Origin of the sequence: Streptomyces sp. MUM 203J (assembly GCF_022414595.1) — a bacterium.
GTDB lineage: Bacteria > Actinomycetota > Actinomycetes > Streptomycetales > Streptomycetaceae > Streptomyces.
Map to the genome: position 1 here is coordinate 1 of NZ_JADWYO010000036.1, position 16866 is coordinate 16866.

14 protein-coding genes are annotated in these 16866 nt (G+C 73.1%); 5 read left to right on the forward strand and 9 right to left on the reverse strand.

Annotation, left to right across the window (positions count from 1 at the left end; all coding sequences use genetic code 11):
• Nucleotides 1-173: 173 nt before the first annotated feature.
• A complete protein-coding gene (gene treZ, locus I3F58_RS18620) occupies nt 174-1964 on the reverse strand; it encodes a malto-oligosyltrehalose trehalohydrolase (RefSeq protein WP_240109756.1) in 1791 nt (596 codons plus the stop codon).
• A 184-nt stretch (nt 1965-2148) separates the two neighbouring features.
• Here treZ and I3F58_RS18625 point away from each other — a divergent pair, with 184 nt between their 5' ends.
• Entirely contained in the window at nt 2149-2709 is a 561-nt protein-coding gene (locus I3F58_RS18625) for a DUF1707 and FHA domain-containing protein (protein WP_240109757.1), read from the forward strand.
• Nucleotides 2710-2770: 61 nt separating this feature from the next.
• On the opposite strand, the gene treY is transcribed toward I3F58_RS18625, so the two are convergent.
• Together treY and glgX are read right to left on the reverse strand one after the other, a co-directional pair.
• On the reverse strand, nt 2771-5101 hold the full coding sequence (gene treY, locus I3F58_RS18630; RefSeq protein WP_240109758.1) for a malto-oligosyltrehalose synthase: 2331 nt from the start codon (nt 5099-5101) through the stop codon (nt 2771-2773).
• Between the two features lie 104 nt (nt 5102-5205).
• Nucleotides 5206-7356: a glycogen debranching protein GlgX gene (gene glgX, locus I3F58_RS18635; protein WP_240109759.1), complete on the reverse strand. Its 2151-nt coding sequence runs from the start codon at nt 7354-7356 to the stop codon at nt 5206-5208.
• A 468-nt stretch (nt 7357-7824) separates the two neighbouring features.
• Here glgX and I3F58_RS18640 point away from each other — a divergent pair, with 468 nt between their 5' ends.
• The gene (locus I3F58_RS18640) at nt 7825-9087 is read left to right on the forward strand and encodes an SAV2148 family HEPN domain-containing protein (protein ID WP_240109760.1); all 1263 of its coding nucleotides are present in this window, start codon (nt 7825-7827) and stop codon (nt 9085-9087) included.
• Nucleotides 9088-9184: 97 nt separating this feature from the next.
• Entirely contained in the window at nt 9185-9961 is a 777-nt protein-coding gene (locus tag I3F58_RS18645) for a 3'-5' exonuclease (protein ID WP_240109761.1), read from the forward strand.
• A 78-nt stretch (nt 9962-10039) separates the two neighbouring features.
• Here I3F58_RS18645 and I3F58_RS18650 read toward each other — a convergent pair whose 3' ends face one another.
• Nucleotides 10040-10873 (reverse strand): alpha/beta fold hydrolase, encoded by an 834-nt coding sequence (locus I3F58_RS18650; RefSeq protein WP_240109762.1) that lies wholly within the window; start codon nt 10871-10873, stop codon nt 10040-10042.
• 20 nt (nt 10874-10893) lie between these two features.
• On the reverse strand, nt 10894-11745 hold the full coding sequence (locus tag I3F58_RS18655; RefSeq protein ID WP_240109763.1) for a phosphotransferase enzyme family protein: 852 nt from the start codon (nt 11743-11745) through the stop codon (nt 10894-10896).
• A 159-nt stretch (nt 11746-11904) separates the two neighbouring features.
• Between I3F58_RS18655 and I3F58_RS18660 the strand changes: the two genes are divergently transcribed.
• Both I3F58_RS18660 and I3F58_RS18665 read left to right on the forward strand, forming a co-directional pair.
• Entirely contained in the window at nt 11905-12471 is a 567-nt protein-coding gene (locus tag I3F58_RS18660; protein WP_240109764.1) for a DUF1697 domain-containing protein, read from the forward strand.
• Between the two features lie 43 nt (nt 12472-12514).
• Nucleotides 12515-13138 carry a DsbA family protein gene (locus tag I3F58_RS18665; protein WP_240109765.1) on the forward strand — a complete coding sequence of 208 codons (624 nt, stop codon included), beginning with the start codon at nt 12515-12517 and terminating at the stop codon, nt 13136-13138.
• A gap of 52 nt (nt 13139-13190) precedes the next feature.
• On the opposite strand, the gene I3F58_RS18670 is transcribed toward I3F58_RS18665, so the two are convergent.
• Genes I3F58_RS18670 through I3F58_RS18685 form a run of 4 tightly spaced genes read right to left on the reverse strand, consistent with a single transcriptional unit; the run spans nt 13191 to nt 16852 of the window.
• Entirely contained in the window at nt 13191-13982 is a 792-nt protein-coding gene (locus I3F58_RS18670; protein WP_240109766.1) for a sirohydrochlorin chelatase, read from the reverse strand.
• A 5-nt stretch (nt 13983-13987) separates the two neighbouring features.
• Nucleotides 13988-14902: an ABC transporter permease gene (locus I3F58_RS18675; protein WP_240109767.1), complete on the reverse strand. Its 915-nt coding sequence runs from the start codon at nt 14900-14902 to the stop codon at nt 13988-13990.
• The gene (locus I3F58_RS18680) at nt 14889-15686 is read right to left on the reverse strand and encodes an ABC transporter ATP-binding protein (protein WP_240109768.1); all 798 of its coding nucleotides are present in this window, start codon (nt 15684-15686) and stop codon (nt 14889-14891) included. Before I3F58_RS18680 ends, I3F58_RS18675 begins: the two co-directional genes overlap by 14 nt.
• A gap of 35 nt (nt 15687-15721) precedes the next feature.
• Nucleotides 15722-16852 carry an ABC transporter substrate-binding protein gene (locus I3F58_RS18685; protein ID WP_240109769.1) on the reverse strand — a complete coding sequence of 377 codons (1131 nt, stop codon included), beginning with the start codon at nt 16850-16852 and terminating at the stop codon, nt 15722-15724.
• Between the last annotated feature and the right edge of the window lie 14 nt (nt 16853-16866).

Sequence of the window (16866 nt, forward strand, 5' to 3'; positions counted from 1 at the left end):
GCCGGGCGGCCGCCGTCCCCGGCTTCGGCCGTGGCGTGGGGCCGGTGGCTTCCCACCGCCTTCGCCGCGGCATCCGTCGCGGTGCCTCCCGCTTCGGCCGGCCGCCCCCGTCATGGCGCCCGCCGGGCCGCTTCCTGCGCCCCGGGCACCGGACTGTCCGGCCGCCGCCCCCGTCACGGCACCCGCCCCAGCACCGCCGCCGACTCCGGAGGCAGGACCAGTTCGCCGCCCGCCCCGTCCGGCACCGACACCGGCTCCCACGAGGCCAGCACCCGCACTCCGTTGCCGCCCAGCGTGATGCGGGCCGGGCGGTCGCCCAGGTTCACCGCGACCCGCACGTCCCCGCGCCGGTACGCGAACCAGCGGGCCTCCTCGTCGTACACGATGTGCGGCGCCGTCAGGTCCGGGTCCGTCAGGTCCGGCTCAGCCGCCCGCAGCGCGATGAGCAGCCGGTACCAGGACAGCAGCCGGGCGTGCGGCTGCCGCTCCCGCTCGGGCCAGTCCAGACACGACCGGTCCCGGGTCGCCGGATCCTGCGGGTCAGGCACCTCCTCCTCCCGCCAGCCGTGCGCCGCGAACTCCCTCCTCCTGCCCTGCCGTACCGCGTCCGCCAGCTCCGGGTCCGTGTGGTCCGTGAAGAACTGCCACGGGGTGCCCGCGCCCCACTCCTCGCCCATGAACAGCATCGGCGTGAACGGACCGGTCAGCACCAGGGTCGCCGCGCAGGCCAGCAGCCCCGGCGACAGGGACGCCGCCAGCCGGTCGCCCTGGGCGCGGTTGCCGACCTGGTCATGGGTCTGGGAGTACCCGAGGAAGCGGTGTGCGGGTGTGGTGTCCAGGTCCACGGGGCGGCCGTGGGTACGGCCCCGGAACGTCGAGTACGTACCGTTGTGGAAGAACACCTGGCTCGTCGTCTTCGCCAGTGCGGCCAGCGGCGCCCCCGCGAAGTCGCCGTAGTAGCCCTGCGATTCGCCGGTCAGCGCGGTGTGCAGAGCGTGGTGGAAGTCGTCGTTCCACTGTGCGTGCAGCCCGAGGCCGCCCGCTTCGCGCGGGGTCGTCGTCCGCGGGTCGCACAGGTCGGACTCCGCGATCAGGAACAGCTCCCGGCCCTGCTCCGCCGACAGCGTGTCCACCGCCGCCGACAGCTCCTCCAGGAACGGCAGCGCCCGCGAGTCCGCCAGCGCGTGCACCGCGTCGAGCCGCAGCCCGTCGATCCGGTAGTCCCGCAGCCACGCCAGGGCGCTGCCCAGCAGATAGGCCCGCACCTCGTCCGAGCCCGGCGCGTCCAGGTTCACCGCCGCGCCCCACGGCGTGTGGTGGGTGTCCGTGAAGTACGGTCCGAAGGCCGGGAGATGGTTGCCGGACGGCCCCAGGTGGTTGTGCACCACGTCCAGCACCACGCCCAGGCCCAGCCCGTGCGCCACGTCGACGAAACGCTTGAGTGCCTCCGGGCCGCCGTACGGTTCGTGCACCGCCCACAGGGACACCCCTTCGTACCCCCAGCCGTGCCGCCCGGGGAACGGGCACAGCGGCATCAGCTGCACATGCGTCACGCCCAGCTCCACCAGGTGGCCCAGCCGCCCCGCCGCCGCCTCCAGGGTGCCCTCCGGCGTGTACGTCCCCACATGCAGCTCGTACAGGACCGCGCCCTTCAGCCCCGGCAGCCACAGCCCGCGCCCGGGCGGCTCGTGCCGCCACCGGTACGCCGCGTGGTCCACGACCGCGCTCGGCCCGTCCGGCCCGTCGGGCTGGCGGCGCGAGCGCGGGTCCGGCAGCACGGGCCCGCCGTCCAGCGCGAACCCGTACCGTGCCCCGTCCGGGACGCCCTGCTCCCCGGCGGGCGCGCCCACCGTGGTCATCCACCATCCGTCGCGCCGCGGGTCCCGCTCCATCGGGTGCCGGGCACCCTCCAGCTCCAGCTCCACCCGCTCGCGCGCGTTCGGCGCCCACACCTCGAACAGCACTGGCGATCCCCTCGTCGTTTCGGTACCGCGCCCCCATCCTGGCAAGACCGGGATCGGTAAGCACGGGACCCGGCCGATCGGCCGCCCGCCGATCCTTTCCCCGGGACGCCCGTCGCGTCACAGGTCAGCACCTGGAGGCCGCCCGTCTGGACACCTCGGGGCCCCGAGACCGACAATCGCGTCTGTGACGTCGTCTTTTGAGTCCTCAACGCATCCCGCCCGGCTGTCGGACGCCGAGCGGGACCGTGCGCTGGAGATACTCCGTGAGGGCGCCGCGAAGGGAAAGCTGTCCCATGACACGTTCCTCCGGCGCATGGAACTCGCCCTGGTCGCCCGTCGCCCCGACGAGCTCGCGGCGCTCACCGACGACCTGCGGGCCCAGGGCGGCTGGTCCAGGCGGCTGTTCGGCGCGGTCGAGCGGATGTCCGCGTTCACCGTACGGCTCGGGCGCGCCTGGCAGTCCGAGCGGCTGCCGAAACTGCTCCTGCCGGAGCCGGGCCCGTATCCCCTGCGCATAGGCCGCGACCCGGTGAACGGCCTGCGGCTCAGCCACGAGACGGTGTCCCGGCTGCACGCGGAACTGAGCCTGCAGGGCGGGCTCTGGATGCTGCGGGACCTCAACTCGACGAACGGCACGACGGTGAACGGGCAGCGGGTGACGGGCACGGTGGTGGTCCAGCCCGGGGACCTGATCTCCTTCGGCCGCATGGCGTTCCGCCTGACGGCCCGGAACGTCCAGCCCTGACGCCTGCGGCGGGACCGCTCCCCGCCCCCGGTCCGGAAGGCAACCGCCCGCCGCGCAGCGGCTATGAAGGCAGCGTGGAACGGACCAGCAGAGCCACCGGACGCCGCTCGAACAGCTCCGCCAGCCCCACCTGCCCCCCGCCCTGGAACCCGCGCGTCTCGTCCAGCGCGTCCACCCACCGCCCCTCCGGCAGCACGAGGGACGTGTCCCCCCAGCCCCCCGCCTCCGCGAGCCGCAGCGCCAGCCGCGTCACCGCCGTGACGACCCTGCCGCCACGGCAGAACGCCACACAGTGCCCGGCCGCCGGTCCCTCCGCCGCCAGCGGCACATAGGCTCCCGACTCGCCGAACGCCTCCGGACACCGCCTCCGCACCCTCAACGCCCCCCGCGTCAGCGCCGTCTTCTCGTCCGGCACCGGCTCACGGAACGCCTCCCGGTTGTCCGGGTCCACCAGCGCCTCGTACACCGCCTCCGTCGCCTGGTACAGGTCCGGCACCCCCGGCATCGTCAGATGCAGCAGCGCCGCGCCCAGCACGTTCGCCCGGACGTACGGGGCCAGTTCACGCGCCAGGTCCGCCACGGCCGCGTACGGGGCCCCCGTGGGGCCCGCCGCGACGAACTCCGCCACCGCCCGCTCGTACGCCGCGTCCTGCTCCGTCCAGCTCGTGCGCAGCCCCGCCTCCCGGGCCGCCTTCAGCAGCGCGCCGCCCAGCCGGTCCCGGTCGGGCGCGCCCAGACCCAGGGCGGTCTGCCACGCCGTCCACCCGAGCTGACCGTCCGGCGCGGGCACCCGCGCCACGTCGCCCAGCAGTTTCGCCCACCGGCCGGGGCACTCCGACAGCACCGCCACCCTGGCCCGCACGTCCGCACTGCGCTTGGTGTCATGAGTCGACAGCACCGTCCCCGTCCCCGGCCAGTCCCGGGCGACGCGCCCGCAGTACGCGTGGAACTCCTCGGGCGACACCGCCGGACGCCCCGGCTCGCCGCCCACCTCGTTCGCGGACAACAGCGGCACGTACCGGTAGAACGCCGTGTCCTCCACCGACTTGGCGCGCAGCGCCGAAGCCGTCTGCGCGAACCGCACCCGGAACGCCCGCTGCCCGGGTCCGTCACCGAGCCGGCCCAGCGCCAGGTCCCGTACGACGTCGACCGCCGCCGACTCCTCGGGCACCGCGAACGTGCCCTTCGCCGCCAGCGCCGCCTCCGGCGTCAGCACCTCCTCCGCCCCGGAGCTGTACGGCCGGTACACCGGCACGCGGATCAGCAGCTCCCGGACCGCCGCCCGCAGAGCCCACGGCGCGTGGTCCCGCAGTGCCGGGGAGGCAGCGCAGATCCGTCCCGCCGCCCGGGTCAGGAAGCCGACCTCCGCCGCCAGCTCGTGCGTCACCACCTTGTACGCGGCCCGGCGCGCCGTCGCCTCCCACTCGCCGCCCCGGTCCGCCGCCGCGCCCGCCGCACCCCGGTACAGCGCCGCCAGCTCCTCGGCCCCGTCCGCGTCCACGAACAGCCCGTCGACACGGCGCAGCGCGTCGTACCCGGTGGTGCCCGCGACCGCCCAGCCGGACGGGAGCCGCTCCTCACCGGTCAGGATCTTCTCCACCACCGTCCAGCACGCCCCGCCCGTCGCCGTCCGCAGGGCGCGCAGATACGCCTCCGGGTCGGCCAACCCGTCCGGGTGGTCGATCCGCAGGCCCTCGACGACCCCGTCCCTCACCAGCTCCAGGATCTTCGCGTGCGTCGCTTCGAACACCTCGGGGTCCTCGACCCGCACACCGATCAGGTCAGAGACGGTGAAGAACCGCCGGTAGTTCAGCTCCGTCCGAGCCAGCCGCCACCACACGGGCCGGTACCACTGCGCGTCCAGCAGCTCCGGCAGCGGCAGCCGGGCCGTGCCGTCGCGCAGGGGGAAGAGCTGCGTCCGGTACCGGAGGGCTCCCGCCTCCTCGTCCACCCGCAGTTCGTCGAAGACCTCCCCGAGCCGGGCGGGCAGCACCGGCAGCAGCACCTTGCCGCCGCCCGCCTCCCAGTCGATGTCGAACCAGCGCGCGTACCGGGACTCCGGGCCGTCCCGCAGCAGCTCCCACAGCGCCCGGTTGTGCGGGAGCGCCGCCGCCATGTGGTTGGGCACCAGGTCGATGACCAGGCCGAGCCCGTGCGCCCGCGCGGTCCCCGCGAGCGCCCGCAGCCCCGCCTCGCCGCCCAGCTCCTCCCTTACCCGGCCGTGGTCGGTGACGTCGTATCCGTGGGTGGATCCGGGCACGGACTCCAGGACCGGTGACAGGTGCAGATGGGTGACCCCGAGGGAGGCCAGATACGGCACGGCCTGCGCAGCGGCGGCGAACGGGAACGCGGGCTGGAGCTGAAGCCGGTACGTGGCGAGGGGCGACGTCATGCGATGTCCGTACCCGCCGGGCGGGTCGTCCTCTCATCACGTCATGCGACGGCTACGCCGAACGGGCCCTTCCGGGAGGCGTCGCCCCCGGTCGCGGGAAGGTGTCAGGCCGGGCGCCGCAGCACGGTCAGACTGCGCCCCACCAGCGCCAGCCGGTCCCCGGCCGCCACCTTGTCGCCCTGCCCCGGTGCCACCACCTCCGGCATCGCCGTGTCCACGACCACCTGCCACTGGCGGCCGTGGTTGACCGGAACCACGAACTCCAGGCTGTCCGGGCTCGCGTTGAACATCAGCAGGAACGAGTCGTCGGAGATGCGCTCCCCCCGCGGCCCGGGCTCCGAGATCGCGTGCCCGTTCAGGAACACCGACAGCGCCCGTGCGGAAGCCGCCTGCCAGTCCCGGGCCGTCATCTCCTGGCCCTCGGGGGTGAACCATGCGATGTCCGACAGGTCGTCGTGGGTGCCCTCCACCGGCCGTCCGTGGAAGAACCGGCGCCGCCGGAACACCGGGTGGTCCCGCCGCAGCCACACCATGGCCCGGGTGAACTCCAGCAGCGCCCGGGCCTCACCGTCCTCGGCGTCCCCCTCCTGTCCCGGCTGCTCCGCGCCCGGCCAGCGCACCCACGCCAGCTCACTGTCCTGGCAGTACACGTTGTTGTTGCCGTGCTGTGTCCGTCCGAACTCGTCGCCGTGGCTGATCATCGGCACGCCCTGGGACAGCATCAGCGTGGCGATGAAGTTGCGCATCTGGCGCATCCGCAGGACCCGTACGGCCCGGTCGTCCGTCTCGCCCTCCACCCCGCAGTTCCACGAGCGGTTGTGGCTCTCGCCGTCCCGGTTGTTCTCGCCGTTCGCGTCGTTGTGCTTCTCGTTGTACGAGACCAGGTCCCGCAGTGTGAACCCGTCGTGGCAGGTCACGAAGTTGACGGAGGCCAGCGGGCGCCGCCCGTCGTCCTGGTAGAGGTCGGACGAGCCGGTCAGCCGGGACGCGAACTCCGCGAGGGTCCTCGGTTCGCCCCGCCACAGGTCGCGGACGGTGTCCCGGTACTTGCCGTTCCACTCGGTCCACAGCGGGGGGAAGTTGCCCACCTGGTAGCCGCCCTCACCGACGTCCCACGGCTCCGCGATCAGTTTGACCTGGCTGACCACCGGGTCCTGCTGCACCAGGTCGAAGAACGAGGACAGCCGGTCCACCTCGTGGAACTGCCGGGCCAGTGTCGCCGCGAGGTCGAAGCGGAAGCCGTCGACGTGCATGTCGGTCACCCAGTAGCGCAGCGAGTCCATGATCAGCTGGAGCACGTGCGGGGACCGCATGAGCAGTGAGTTCCCGGTGCCGGTGGTGTCCATGTAGTACCGGGGGGTGTTCTCCACGAGCCGGTAGTACGAGGTGTTGTCCAGGCCCCGGAAGGACAGCGTCGGGCCCAGGTGGCTGCCCTCCGCCGTGTGGTTGTAGACCACGTCCAGGATCACCTCGATGCCCGCCTTGTGCAGGGCCCGCACCGCGGACTTGAACTCCAGCACCTGCTGGCCCCGGTCGCCCCAGGAGGCGTAGGCGTTGTGCGGGGCGAAGTAGCCGATCGTGTTGTAGCCCCAGTAGTTCGCGAGCCCGGTGTCCACCAGCCGGTTGTCGTGGACGAACTGGTGGACCGGCATCAGCTCGATCGCGGTCACCCCCAACTCGGTCAGGTGCTCGATGATCGCCGGGTGGGCGAGCCCCGCGTAGGTGCCGCGCAGATCCTTCGGCAGCGCCGGATGAGTCATCGTCAGGCCCTTCACGTGGGCCTCGTAGATGACGGTCCGGTGGTAGTCGGTACGCGGGGGCCGGTCGTCGCCCCAGTCGAAGTACGGGTTCACCACGACCGACGACATCGTGTGCGGCGCCGAGTCCAGGTCGTTGCGCGAGTCCGGGCGGCCGAAGTGGTACCCGTACACCGCCTCGTCCCAGTCGATGGTGCCCGCGACGGCCCGTGCGTACGGGTCGAGCAGCAGCTTCGCGGAGTTGCAGCGAAGTCCGCGCTCCGGCGCGTACGGCCCGTGCACCCGGAACCCGTACCGCTGGCCCGGCATCACCCCGGGCAGGTACGCGTGCCGGACGAACGCGTCGGTCTCGCGCAGCTCCACGGCCGTCTCGGAGCCGTCCTCGTGCAGCAGGCACAGCTCGATGCGGTGCGCGGCCTCCGAGAAGACCGCGAAGTTCGTTCCGGCGCCGTCGTAGGTGGCGCCGAGGGGATACGCCTGTCCCGGCCAGACCTGCATAGATAAGACTCTTCCACTTCTGATCCGGCGACTGGGGTCATCCGATGGGGTCATCCGAGGGTTCCGGCTGATCCTCCACCAAAGGCCGCCCGTCACCTAGCACGCCGGACGGTGCTACCGGGTGACCTGTCGTCTGCCCGGACCCGTGCGGGACCTCCGCCCGGTCCCGGCGCGGGCGGCTGCCCGGGTCAACCCCGCGTTCCGCGGGTTCCCTCGGAGCGCGGAACGGCGGATGCTCCGGCGACGCCCGCCGAAGGGCCCGTCCGGCCCTCTCGGCCAGGCCTCACCGGGCGGCTCACCACTATGAATCAGCTCACTCCGACCACCCCCAAGATCCGGAACGACCGCCCCGGAAAGGGCGGTTGGGAAAGTCGGCCGGTCCATCCGGCTGCACTTGCTCGCCCTCCCGGAGTACTCTCCTTGATCGTTGGAGGCCGGTGCGTGAAAGAAGCAGAAGGCGGTGCGCGGGTGAGCTCGGGAGGGCTGGAGCTGCCCCCAGGCGACTCAGGTCACGGCGACTCGGGTCAGGAGGGGGACGCCGCGGGCGGCCCCGCTGACGTCCCGCCCGGCGCGGTGTCACTCGCCCGGCCGCTGGAGATCGGCGCGGAACTGGAGTGGGACGCCGACGACTGGAGCGAGGTCCGCACCCGCGCCCAGCGGGCCGGCCGTGCCTACATCTGGCTGAATCTGGTCGAACAGCGGCTGCGGGCGGTGGTGGCGGCGGTCCTGCGGCCCATCTACGAGCCCATGCACGGCGACGACTGGGTGGTGGCGGCTGCCGGTCCCGCCGGCCAGGAGTGGGTGCAGCGGGCCGTCGCGGTACGGGAGGTCTCGCGCCGCAAGGGCTACCTCCTGGACCCGGCGGACGATAACGTCCTCAGCTTCCTCACGCTCCCGCAGCTGCGGGAGCTGATGGTCCAGCACTGGCCGTGCTTCGAGCCGTATCTGGACGAGCGGCGCGAGGTGGAGCTGGTGCTCGACGAACTGGAGGTCACGCGGAACGTCGTCTCCCGTAACCGGGCCCTGTCGCGCACGGTCCTGGACCAGTCGGAGCGCGCCTCCGCGCGGCTGCTGGAGATCCTGGGCAGCGGGGCCGGGATGCCCTCGGCGCAGCGGCTGCCGGTCGACGCGGTCGAGGACCTGGTGGGGGACCGGTACGCGGACGTGGTGTCCGTGCACCCCGACCGCGTACGGCTCCAGCGGCAGATCCCGGCCGAGGACCTGTTCGGCGGGGCGCGGCGGCTCGACGCCATCGGCATAGGCCTGAACCTGCTGGTGCAGAACTTCTCCGGGCGGAGGCTGGTACGGCTCGCGGAGTCCGGCTGCCGGATACGGCTGCTGTTCCTCAACCCGGCGAGCAGTGCGGTGAAGCGGCGCGAGCGGGAGCTGGGCATCAAGAAGGGCGAGCTGAGCCGGTCCGTGGAGATGAACATCCTGCACATGAGGCGGGTCCGCTCCAGGCTCCGCGACCCGGGCGCCTTCGAGATCCAGGTGTTCGACGAGACGCCCCGCTTCACCGCCTACCTGGTGGACGGGGACGGCCCGGACGGCGTGGGCATCGTCCAGTCGTACCTGCGGCGGGCCCGGGGCATGGAGGCGCCCGTGCTCGTCCTGCGGGGCGGGGGGCGGCGGCCGGTGGTCACCGCGGGAGCGGACACCGAGCACGGTCTGTTCGAGACCTACCGCGAGGAGTTCGAGTCGGTCTGGGTGGATTCGCGCCCTGTGTCGTGAGGTGGGCGCCCGTGGCGTTGTCAGTGCCGCGTGCAAGGGTGAAGGCCCACTGGGGGAGCGCGCCGCGTGGAAGGCGGCGTGGCGAAGGAGGAACGGCATGGGCTGGCACGGGGAGACACTGGTCGGCTTCGACCTGGAGACGACGGGCACGGAGCCGCAGGAGGCGAGAATCGTGACCGCCGCGGTCGTCGAGATGCGGGGCGGGGACATCCTGGCGCGCCGGGAGTGGCTCGCGGATCCGGGCGTCCTCATCCCCGCTCAGGCATCCGCCATCCACGGCATCAGCACCGAGCGCGCCGCCGCGGAGGGCCGCCCGGCCCGCGAGGTCGCGGACGAGGTGGCGTCCGCGCTCGTCGGCTGCTGGAAGCGGGGCGTTCCGGTGGTCGCGTACAACGCCGCGTTCGACCTGACCCTGCTGGCCGCCGAGCTGCGGCGGCACGGCCTGCCGTCGCTGGGGGAGCGACTGGGAGCGGCCGGGGACCCCGGTGAGGGCCCGGGGGGCGCCGCGACGGGGCCGGTCGTCGACCCGTACACGATCGACCGGGCCGTCGACCGCTACCGCCGCGGGAAGCGGAACCTCGAAGCGGTGTGCGGCGAGTACGGCATCGTGCTGGACGGCGCCCACGAGGCCACCGCCGACGCGCGGGCCGCGGTCCTGCTGGCGTGTGCGATAGCCGAGCGGCACGGCGCGGTGGCCGCGCTCACCCCGGCCGAGCTGCACGCGCGGCAGGTGGAGTGGTACGCGGCCTGGGCGGCCGACTTCCAGAGTTTCCTGCGCCGCAAGGGCTCGCCGGACGCGGTCGTCGACCCGCTGTGGCCGCTGCGCGAGCCGCAGCGGCAAGCCGTGGCGGGGGCGGAGCCGGTGGCGGGGTGACCGGGCGCGGAACGACGCCCGGCGGACCACGGGCAACCGCCGCCGGGCCTCGGACACCCCTTCACGAGGAGCGCGCGCTCAGATCTGCGAGCACTCCGCGAGGAAGTCCAGCAGCAGCCCGTTGACCTGTTCCGGCGCGTCGAGCTGGAGCCAGTGTCCGGCGCCCTCGACCCGCTCGTACCGCCAGGACCCGGCGACATGCTTGCCCGTCCCGGCCATCGACGCCTCGCTGAGGAACCGGTCGCCGGTGCTCCACAGGCCCAGCACCGGACCCGGCAGCGGGGGCAGCGGCAGTTCGGGGCCGAACATCACCTCGGGCGGCAGCCCCGCACGGTAGATGGCGAGGGCGGCGGTCAGCGCCCCCGGCTCGGACAGCCGGGCCACTGCCTCCTCCGCGTCCGGGTGCTCGGCCAGGAACTCCCGGGCCTGCGCGGCGCCGTCCCGCAGCAGCCACTCCTCTGCCAGGCCCGCGTACTGGAACAGCAGCATGTACCAGGACAGTCTGCGCTGCTCCCACCCGGCGTCCCGCAGGGCGGCCAGGTTGCCCACGGACAGCAGTGACAGTCCGGCCACCCGGTCGGGCGCGGTCATGGCGAGCTGCTGCACGACGGCCGAGCCCCAGTCGTGCCCGACCAGATGCGCCCGCTCCACACCGCTCCGGTCCAGCAGCTCCAGCAGATCGGCCACGGAACGGGCCGGGGCGTACGACTCCGTGCCCTCCGGCCGGCCGGAACGGCCGAAGCCGCGCAGATCCGGGGCGATCGTGCGGTAGCCGGCCGCGTTCAGAGCCGGCACCTGGTGGCGCCAGCAGTCGTGCGTGTCCGGGAATCCGTGGACCAGCAGCACCACGGGCGCCGCGCGGTCGCCGCAGTCCTGGACCTCCAGCTCGACATCGCTCAGCTGTATGCGCATCGGCCCATCATGACACTGCGTCAGAAGGCGTACCAGCGGATCTCCGGGTCGCCGTCCCGCAGCGACGAGACACGGCGGTGGAACTCGGCCAGCGCCCGCGGGTCGGCGGGCGCGTGCTGAGCGACCCACGCACAGCTCGCCGTCTCCCGCGCCCCTCGCAGCAGCGCACACCCCTCCCACTCCCGCACGTCCCACCCGTACGAGGCGGTGAACGCCTCGTACGCCGCGGGGTCCAGACCGTACCGGTCCCGCGCCAGCGCGAGCACCACCAGATCGTGTTCGCGCAGGTCGAAGGAGAAGGTCTCCAGGTCCATCAGCACCGGCCCGTCCGGCCCGACATGGACGTTCCGGGGCAGTGCGTCCCCGTGGACCGCGCCCGGCCTCAGGCGCGGAGCCAGGGTCCCGGCCGCAGCGGCGAAGGCGTCCCGCCGCTCCCGCAGGTACGCCGCGTCCGCCGGGTCGATAGCGTCGCCCGCGAGCCGCAGCCACCGCTCCATCCCGCCCAGGAGATCCCGGCGCGGCAGTGCGAACGGCGGCGCGTCCAAGGCGTGCACCCGCCGCAGCAGCGGCGCCAGGTCCCGGGGCTCCGCCGCGCGCACGGCCGTGGGAAGCCGACGCCACACGGTCACCGGATGGCCCTGCACCAGCCGCGCGTCCGGTTCCGCCGCCCGTACGGCCGGAACCCCGGCGTCCGCCAGCCACTCGGACACGGCCAGCTCGCGCCGTGCCCGCTCCAGCAGCTCCGCGTCCCGCCCGATCTTGACGACGAGACCACCGGCGGCGAACACCGCGTTCTCGCCCAGCGTCAGGAGGTACGCGCCCGCCCCGTACCCCGCACCGCGCAGCACCTCCCGGGCCCGCTGCTCGTCCATGCCGTGCCTCGTCTCCTGGTGCCGTACCGCCTGGTCGGCCCCAGTCTCGCACCACTTCCGGACAGGCCCGGAGAACCGCCGGGCCCAGCCGCCGGAGTACGGCGCGGGCAGGGCGGGCACCACCGTCCCACGGGGGAGACCGGCCCTAGTCTGACGTCCATGACGACCATCACCCGATACGCCGTCCTCCTGCGGGGAATCAACGTGGGCACGTCCAGGAAGGTCCCCATGGCGGAACTCCGCACGGTCCTGACGGACCTGGGCCACACGGACGTGAAGACCTATCTGCAGTCGGGAAACGCGGCCTTCACCACCGACTCGAAGGCGGACGAAGCCACCCTCACGAAGGACCTGGAACAAGCCGTCAGGAAACACTTCGGCTTCGAGGTCCACTGCCTGATCCGCGAGGCCGACTACCTCCGGCGGATCGTCGAGGACTGCCCCTTCCCGGCTGCCGACCTGCAGCCGAAGCAACTCCACGTCACCTACTTCTCGGCGTCCGTGACCCCGGCCCGCTTCGCCGCCGTCGACCAGGAGGCCTACGCCCCGGAGGAGTTCCGCCTGGGCGACCGCGCCCTCTACCTGTACGCCCCGGACGGCCTGGGCCGCTCCCGGCTGGCCGAGGTGCTGTCCCGTCCTGCCCTCCTCAAGGGCATCACCGCCACCACCCGCAACTGGAACACGGTCCTGAAGCTGGCCGAAATGGCCCAGGAACCGACGGCCTGATTGGCCCGCGGCCGAAGGCCGGTCCCCGCATAGCGTCGGCTTCATGACGGCTACGCACCCCTCACGGACCAAGGTCGACTTCTGGTTCGACCCGGCCTGCCCCTTCGCCTGGATCACCTCCCGCTGGATCCTGGAGGTCGAGGCCGCCCGCGGTCTCGACCTCCGCTTCCACCTCATGAGCCTCCACCTGCACAACCTCGGCAACGAACTGCCCGACTGGTACCGCGACCTGATCGACCGCTCCCGCGGCCCGGTCCGGGTCGCGGCAGCCGCCGCGGAACACCTGGGCGAGGGCGTCCTCCGAGGGCTCTACACCGAGTTCGGCACCCGCATCCACAACGAGAGGAACAAGGACTTCGACGCCGTCGTCACCGACTCGCTGGCCGCCCTGGACCTCCCCGCCACACTCGCCGCCGCGGCCCACGACCCCTCGTACGACGAGGCCGTACGCCGCAGTCACGACGCGGGCAAGGACCCGGCCGCCGACGCCTACGTGGGCACGCCGACCCTCCACGTCGACGGCGCCGTCTGGTTCGGCCCGGTCCTCAACTCCGTCCCCCGAGGCCCCGAAGCCGTCCGCCTCTTCGACGCCTTCCACACGCTGGCCGCCCACCCGGACCTCTACGAACTGAAACGCACCCGCACGGGCGGTCTCAGCTTCGACTGAGGCGCCGGGCCTGCAGGCCTGCCACCCCGGCGCGGCGGGAGGAGCGGCGGCCCTAACCCGCCACCGCCAGCGGCCGGCGCACCGCCCCGGCCTCGTCGTAGCGGGTCAGGAGCAGTCGGGCCAGCTCGGGCGCCGGGCCCAGGACGGGGGCCAGGAGGTCCGCCTCCGCCGCGCCCGCGGCGATACGGTCCGGGAGTCGGCCCGGGGCTATCACGTACGGGGCGACCGCCACACGCCGTACGCCGTCGGCGCGCAGGGCGCGGACCGCGTCCTCCGTGCGGGGAAGGGATGCGGAGGCGAACGCAGGCCGCACGGCGCACCAACCGGTACGCCGCAGCTCCCGCGCCACATCTGCGATCGCTGCGATCGCCTCCGGGTCTGTGGACCCGGCGGAGGCCAGGACGACGCCGGTCGAGCGCTTCAGGCCCGCCATGGTGCGCCGCCGCTCGGGCGTCTCCGCCGGGGAGCCGGGGGCCGTCCCCCGGAAGGCTTCGGACAGGCGCCGCTCCAGCGCCCCGATCAACAGGGGCGACGGGCCCAGGACCTGCGCCTGGTGGATGCGCAGGGACCGCGGGGCCCGGCGCAGCACCGACGGGATGTCGGACTTCGCGTGGAAGGCCCGGGTGAGAAGGAGGGGGAGGGCGACCACCTCTCCGGCACCGTCCGCCGCCAGGGCCTCCAGGACCGCCGGGACCGAGGGCACGTTGAAGTCCAGGAACGCCACCTCCACACGGAGGCCCGGCCGCTGCGCCGACACCTCGCGGACCAGAGCGTGGACCGTCGCCGGGTGACGGGCGTCCCGGCTGCCGTGGGCGACGACCAGGAGGGTGGGGGATCCGGTCACGGCGCTCAGCTCCTGGCCAGCAGGCCGCGGCGGCGCAGCACCCGGCGTTCCAGGGGGCTGAAGACCAGCAGGTCGACGGCGATGCCCACGAGCAGGATCAGGAAGATCGCCAGGAAGATGCCGGGCATGTCCGCGTTGTTGCGGCCGTTGTCCAGCAGCTGGCCCAGGCCCAGACCCAGTTCGGGGGAGGACGCGATGATCTCGGCCGCCATGAGGGAGCGCCACGAGAACGCCCAGCCCTGCTTCAGACCTGCCAGATAACCCGGCAGCGCCGCCGGCATCACGATGTGCCACGCGCCCCGCAACCCCGACGCGCCGAGCGTCCGGCCCGCCCGCAGGAACAGCGGCGGCACCTGGTCCACGCCGGCCACCAGGCCGTTCGCGATCGACGGCACCGCGCCCAGCAGGATCACCGCGAACATCATCCGGTCGTTCAGGCCCAGCCACAGCACCGCCGGGGGCACCCACGCCACCGAGGGCAGGGACTGGAGGCCCGACAGAATCGGGCCGATCGCCGCCCGTACCGGCTTCACCCGGGCCACCAGCAGGCCCAGTGGCGTACCGATGGCCAGCGCCAGCACGAAGCCGAGCAGCGCCCGGGACACGCTCGTCCACATGACGTCGAACAGCGTTCCCCGGAGCCACATCTCGGAGAGGCTGTCCCAGACCGCGGACGGTGCGGGGAGTTTGTACGCCTCGGTGACCTCCGCCCACACCAGCAGCTGCCATACCGCCAGTACCAGCGCCACCGCCACCACCGGCGGCAGGACCTTCTTCAGCAGCGTCTCGCGGAGGGGGGTGCGGCGGGTCTCGACCGTGTCGAGGGCGTCCAGGCCCGCTTCGAGGTCCTCCAGGTCGTCCGCCCTGCCCGGCGCGCTCACGCCACCGGACCTGGCGGCCGGCGTATCAGTGCTTGCCATGTCGGCGGATCTCCTCCCGCAGTCGTCCGGTGATCTCCAGGGACAGCTCCGCCACCGCGGCGTCCTCGATACGGCGCGGCTGCGGGATGCCGACCGTCCACTCCCGGGCGATCCGGCCCGGGCGGGACGACAGCAGCACGACGCGCTGTGCCAGCCGTACCGCCTCCCGCACGTTGTGCGTCACGAACAGCACCGACAGGCCCGTCTCGGCCCAGATCCGGGTCAGCTCGCCGTGCAGCACGTCCCGGGTGATCGCGTCCAGCGCCGCGAACGGCTCGTCCATCAGCAGCAGTCGGCTCTCCTGGGCCAGCGCCCGGGCCATCGCCACCCGCTGCCGCATCCCGCCCGACAGCTCGTGCACCCGCTTCCCGTACGCACCGCCCAGCCGGACCAGCTCCAGCAGCCGCTCCGCCTCCGCGCGGCGCTCGCCCCTCGGCACGCCCCGCAGTTTCAGGGCCAGCTCGATGTTCTTCCCGGCCGTCAGCCACGGGAACAGCGCGTGCTCCTGGAACATCAGCGCCGGGCGGCCGTCCGTCGCGATGGACCCGGACGTCGGCCGGTCCAGGCCCGCTACCAGGTTGAGCAGGGTCGACTTCCCGCAGCCCGAGGCCCCGAGGAGGGTGACGAACTCGCCCGGCGCGACATCGAGACTGATGTCGTCCAGGACGAGCTGCTGCCCGGCGGGGCCGGCGAAGGACTTGGAGACGTGTTCGAGCCGTGCGGCGTACTCGACCGCCGCACGGTCCGAGGCCTGCGGTACCGCCGTCGTGAGCGTGGTGGCCATGGTCGTCACCTCCTGGGAGCTGGTCTGTGGGGGGTTCACGGGGACTGCTTCGTGCCTCGTCCGGCGTCGGTGACCTCTGGTCGGTTCTCCGACTTGAGGATCTTGTTCAGCAGTCGCAGGTCGTAGATGCCGGACAGGTCCGCCCGCTCCAGCAGACCCGCCTTCACCGCGTGGTCCGCCTGTTCGTGCAGCGTCCGTGCCAGCGGGTCGTCCGTGAACCGCAGCGACGGCCACGCCGAGTCGAGCACCGCGCCCGGCAGCGGCTTGCCGTTCAGCTTCCGCAGCTGTGCGTTGGCCGCGTCCTTGGCCTGCTTCGGATGGGCGCCGATCCACGCGTTGGCCCGCACCGCGCCCCGCAGCACGGCCTCCACCACGTCCGGGTGCTCGGCCAGGAAGCCCCGGGCCACCACGATGTTCGTGATCGCGAACCGCTCGTCCGGCCACAGGGACGCCTCGTCCAGCAGCACCTTCGCGCCCTGAGCGACCAGCCGGGAGGCGACGGGCTCCGGCACCCACGCGCCGTCCACCGAGCCCGACCGGTACGCGTCCGGCAGGATCTTGTTGTCGACGCGCAGCACCGACACATCACCCTTGCCGCTCTGCGGGTCGATCCTCCAGCCCTGCGACGCCGCCCAGTCGAGGAAGGCGACGTCCTGCGTGTTGCCGAGCTGAGGGGTCGCGATCCGCTTGCCCTTCACATCCGCCGGGCTCGCGATCCGGTCCGGGTTCACCACCAGCCGTACGCCGCCGGACGCCGCGCCGCCCACGATCCGCAGGCTGTCGCCGCCCGACCGCACGTACCCGTTCACCGCGGGGGAGGGGCCCATGAACGCGATGTCCACCGACCCGGCGTTCAGTGCCTCCACCGCCGACGGGCCCGCGTTGAACACGGACGTCCGCAGTGCCGTACCGCGCAGCTCCTTCTGGAAGAAGCCCTCCCGGTCCCCGACCAGCGCCGTGCCGTGCGTCAGATTCGCGAAGTACCCGACCCGCACGGTGTCCGCCGAGAGCTTCGGGCCCTCCGGCGCGACCTTCACCTCGTCCGTGACCGCCTGCGAGCCGTAGCCGAGGCAGGAGGCCAGCACCGCCATTAGCAGCGGTACGACCGCGACGGCGGCCAGACCGCGGCGCGGCGCGGCGCGGGGCGGGCGGGGGGTGGCAGGCACGGGAGGGGTTCCTC

Excerpts from the sequence above, each read along its gene's own strand:
- treY (WP_240109758.1), bottom strand. The coding sequence starts at position 5,101 with ATGACGTCGCCCCTCGCCACGTACCGGCTTCAGCTCCAGCCCGCGTTC.
- glgX (WP_240109759.1), bottom strand. The coding sequence starts at position 7,356 with ATGCAGGTCTGGCCGGGACAGGCGTATCCCCTCGGCGCCACCTACGAC.
- I3F58_RS18645 (WP_240109761.1), top strand. The coding sequence starts at position 9,185 with ATGGGCTGGCACGGGGAGACACTGGTCGGCTTCGACCTGGAGACGACG.
- I3F58_RS18650 (WP_240109762.1), bottom strand. The coding sequence starts at position 10,873 with ATGCGCATACAGCTGAGCGATGTCGAGCTGGAGGTCCAGGACTGCGGC.
- I3F58_RS18655 (WP_240109763.1), bottom strand. The coding sequence starts at position 11,745 with ATGGACGAGCAGCGGGCCCGGGAGGTGCTGCGCGGTGCGGGGTACGGG.
- I3F58_RS18660 (WP_240109764.1), top strand. The coding sequence starts at position 11,905 with ATGACGACCATCACCCGATACGCCGTCCTCCTGCGGGGAATCAACGTG.
- I3F58_RS18665 (WP_240109765.1), top strand. The coding sequence starts at position 12,515 with ATGACGGCTACGCACCCCTCACGGACCAAGGTCGACTTCTGGTTCGAC.
- I3F58_RS18675 (WP_240109767.1), bottom strand. The coding sequence starts at position 14,902 with ATGGCAAGCACTGATACGCCGGCCGCCAGGTCCGGTGGCGTGAGCGCG.
- I3F58_RS18680 (WP_240109768.1), bottom strand. The coding sequence starts at position 15,686 with ATGGCCACCACGCTCACGACGGCGGTACCGCAGGCCTCGGACCGTGCG.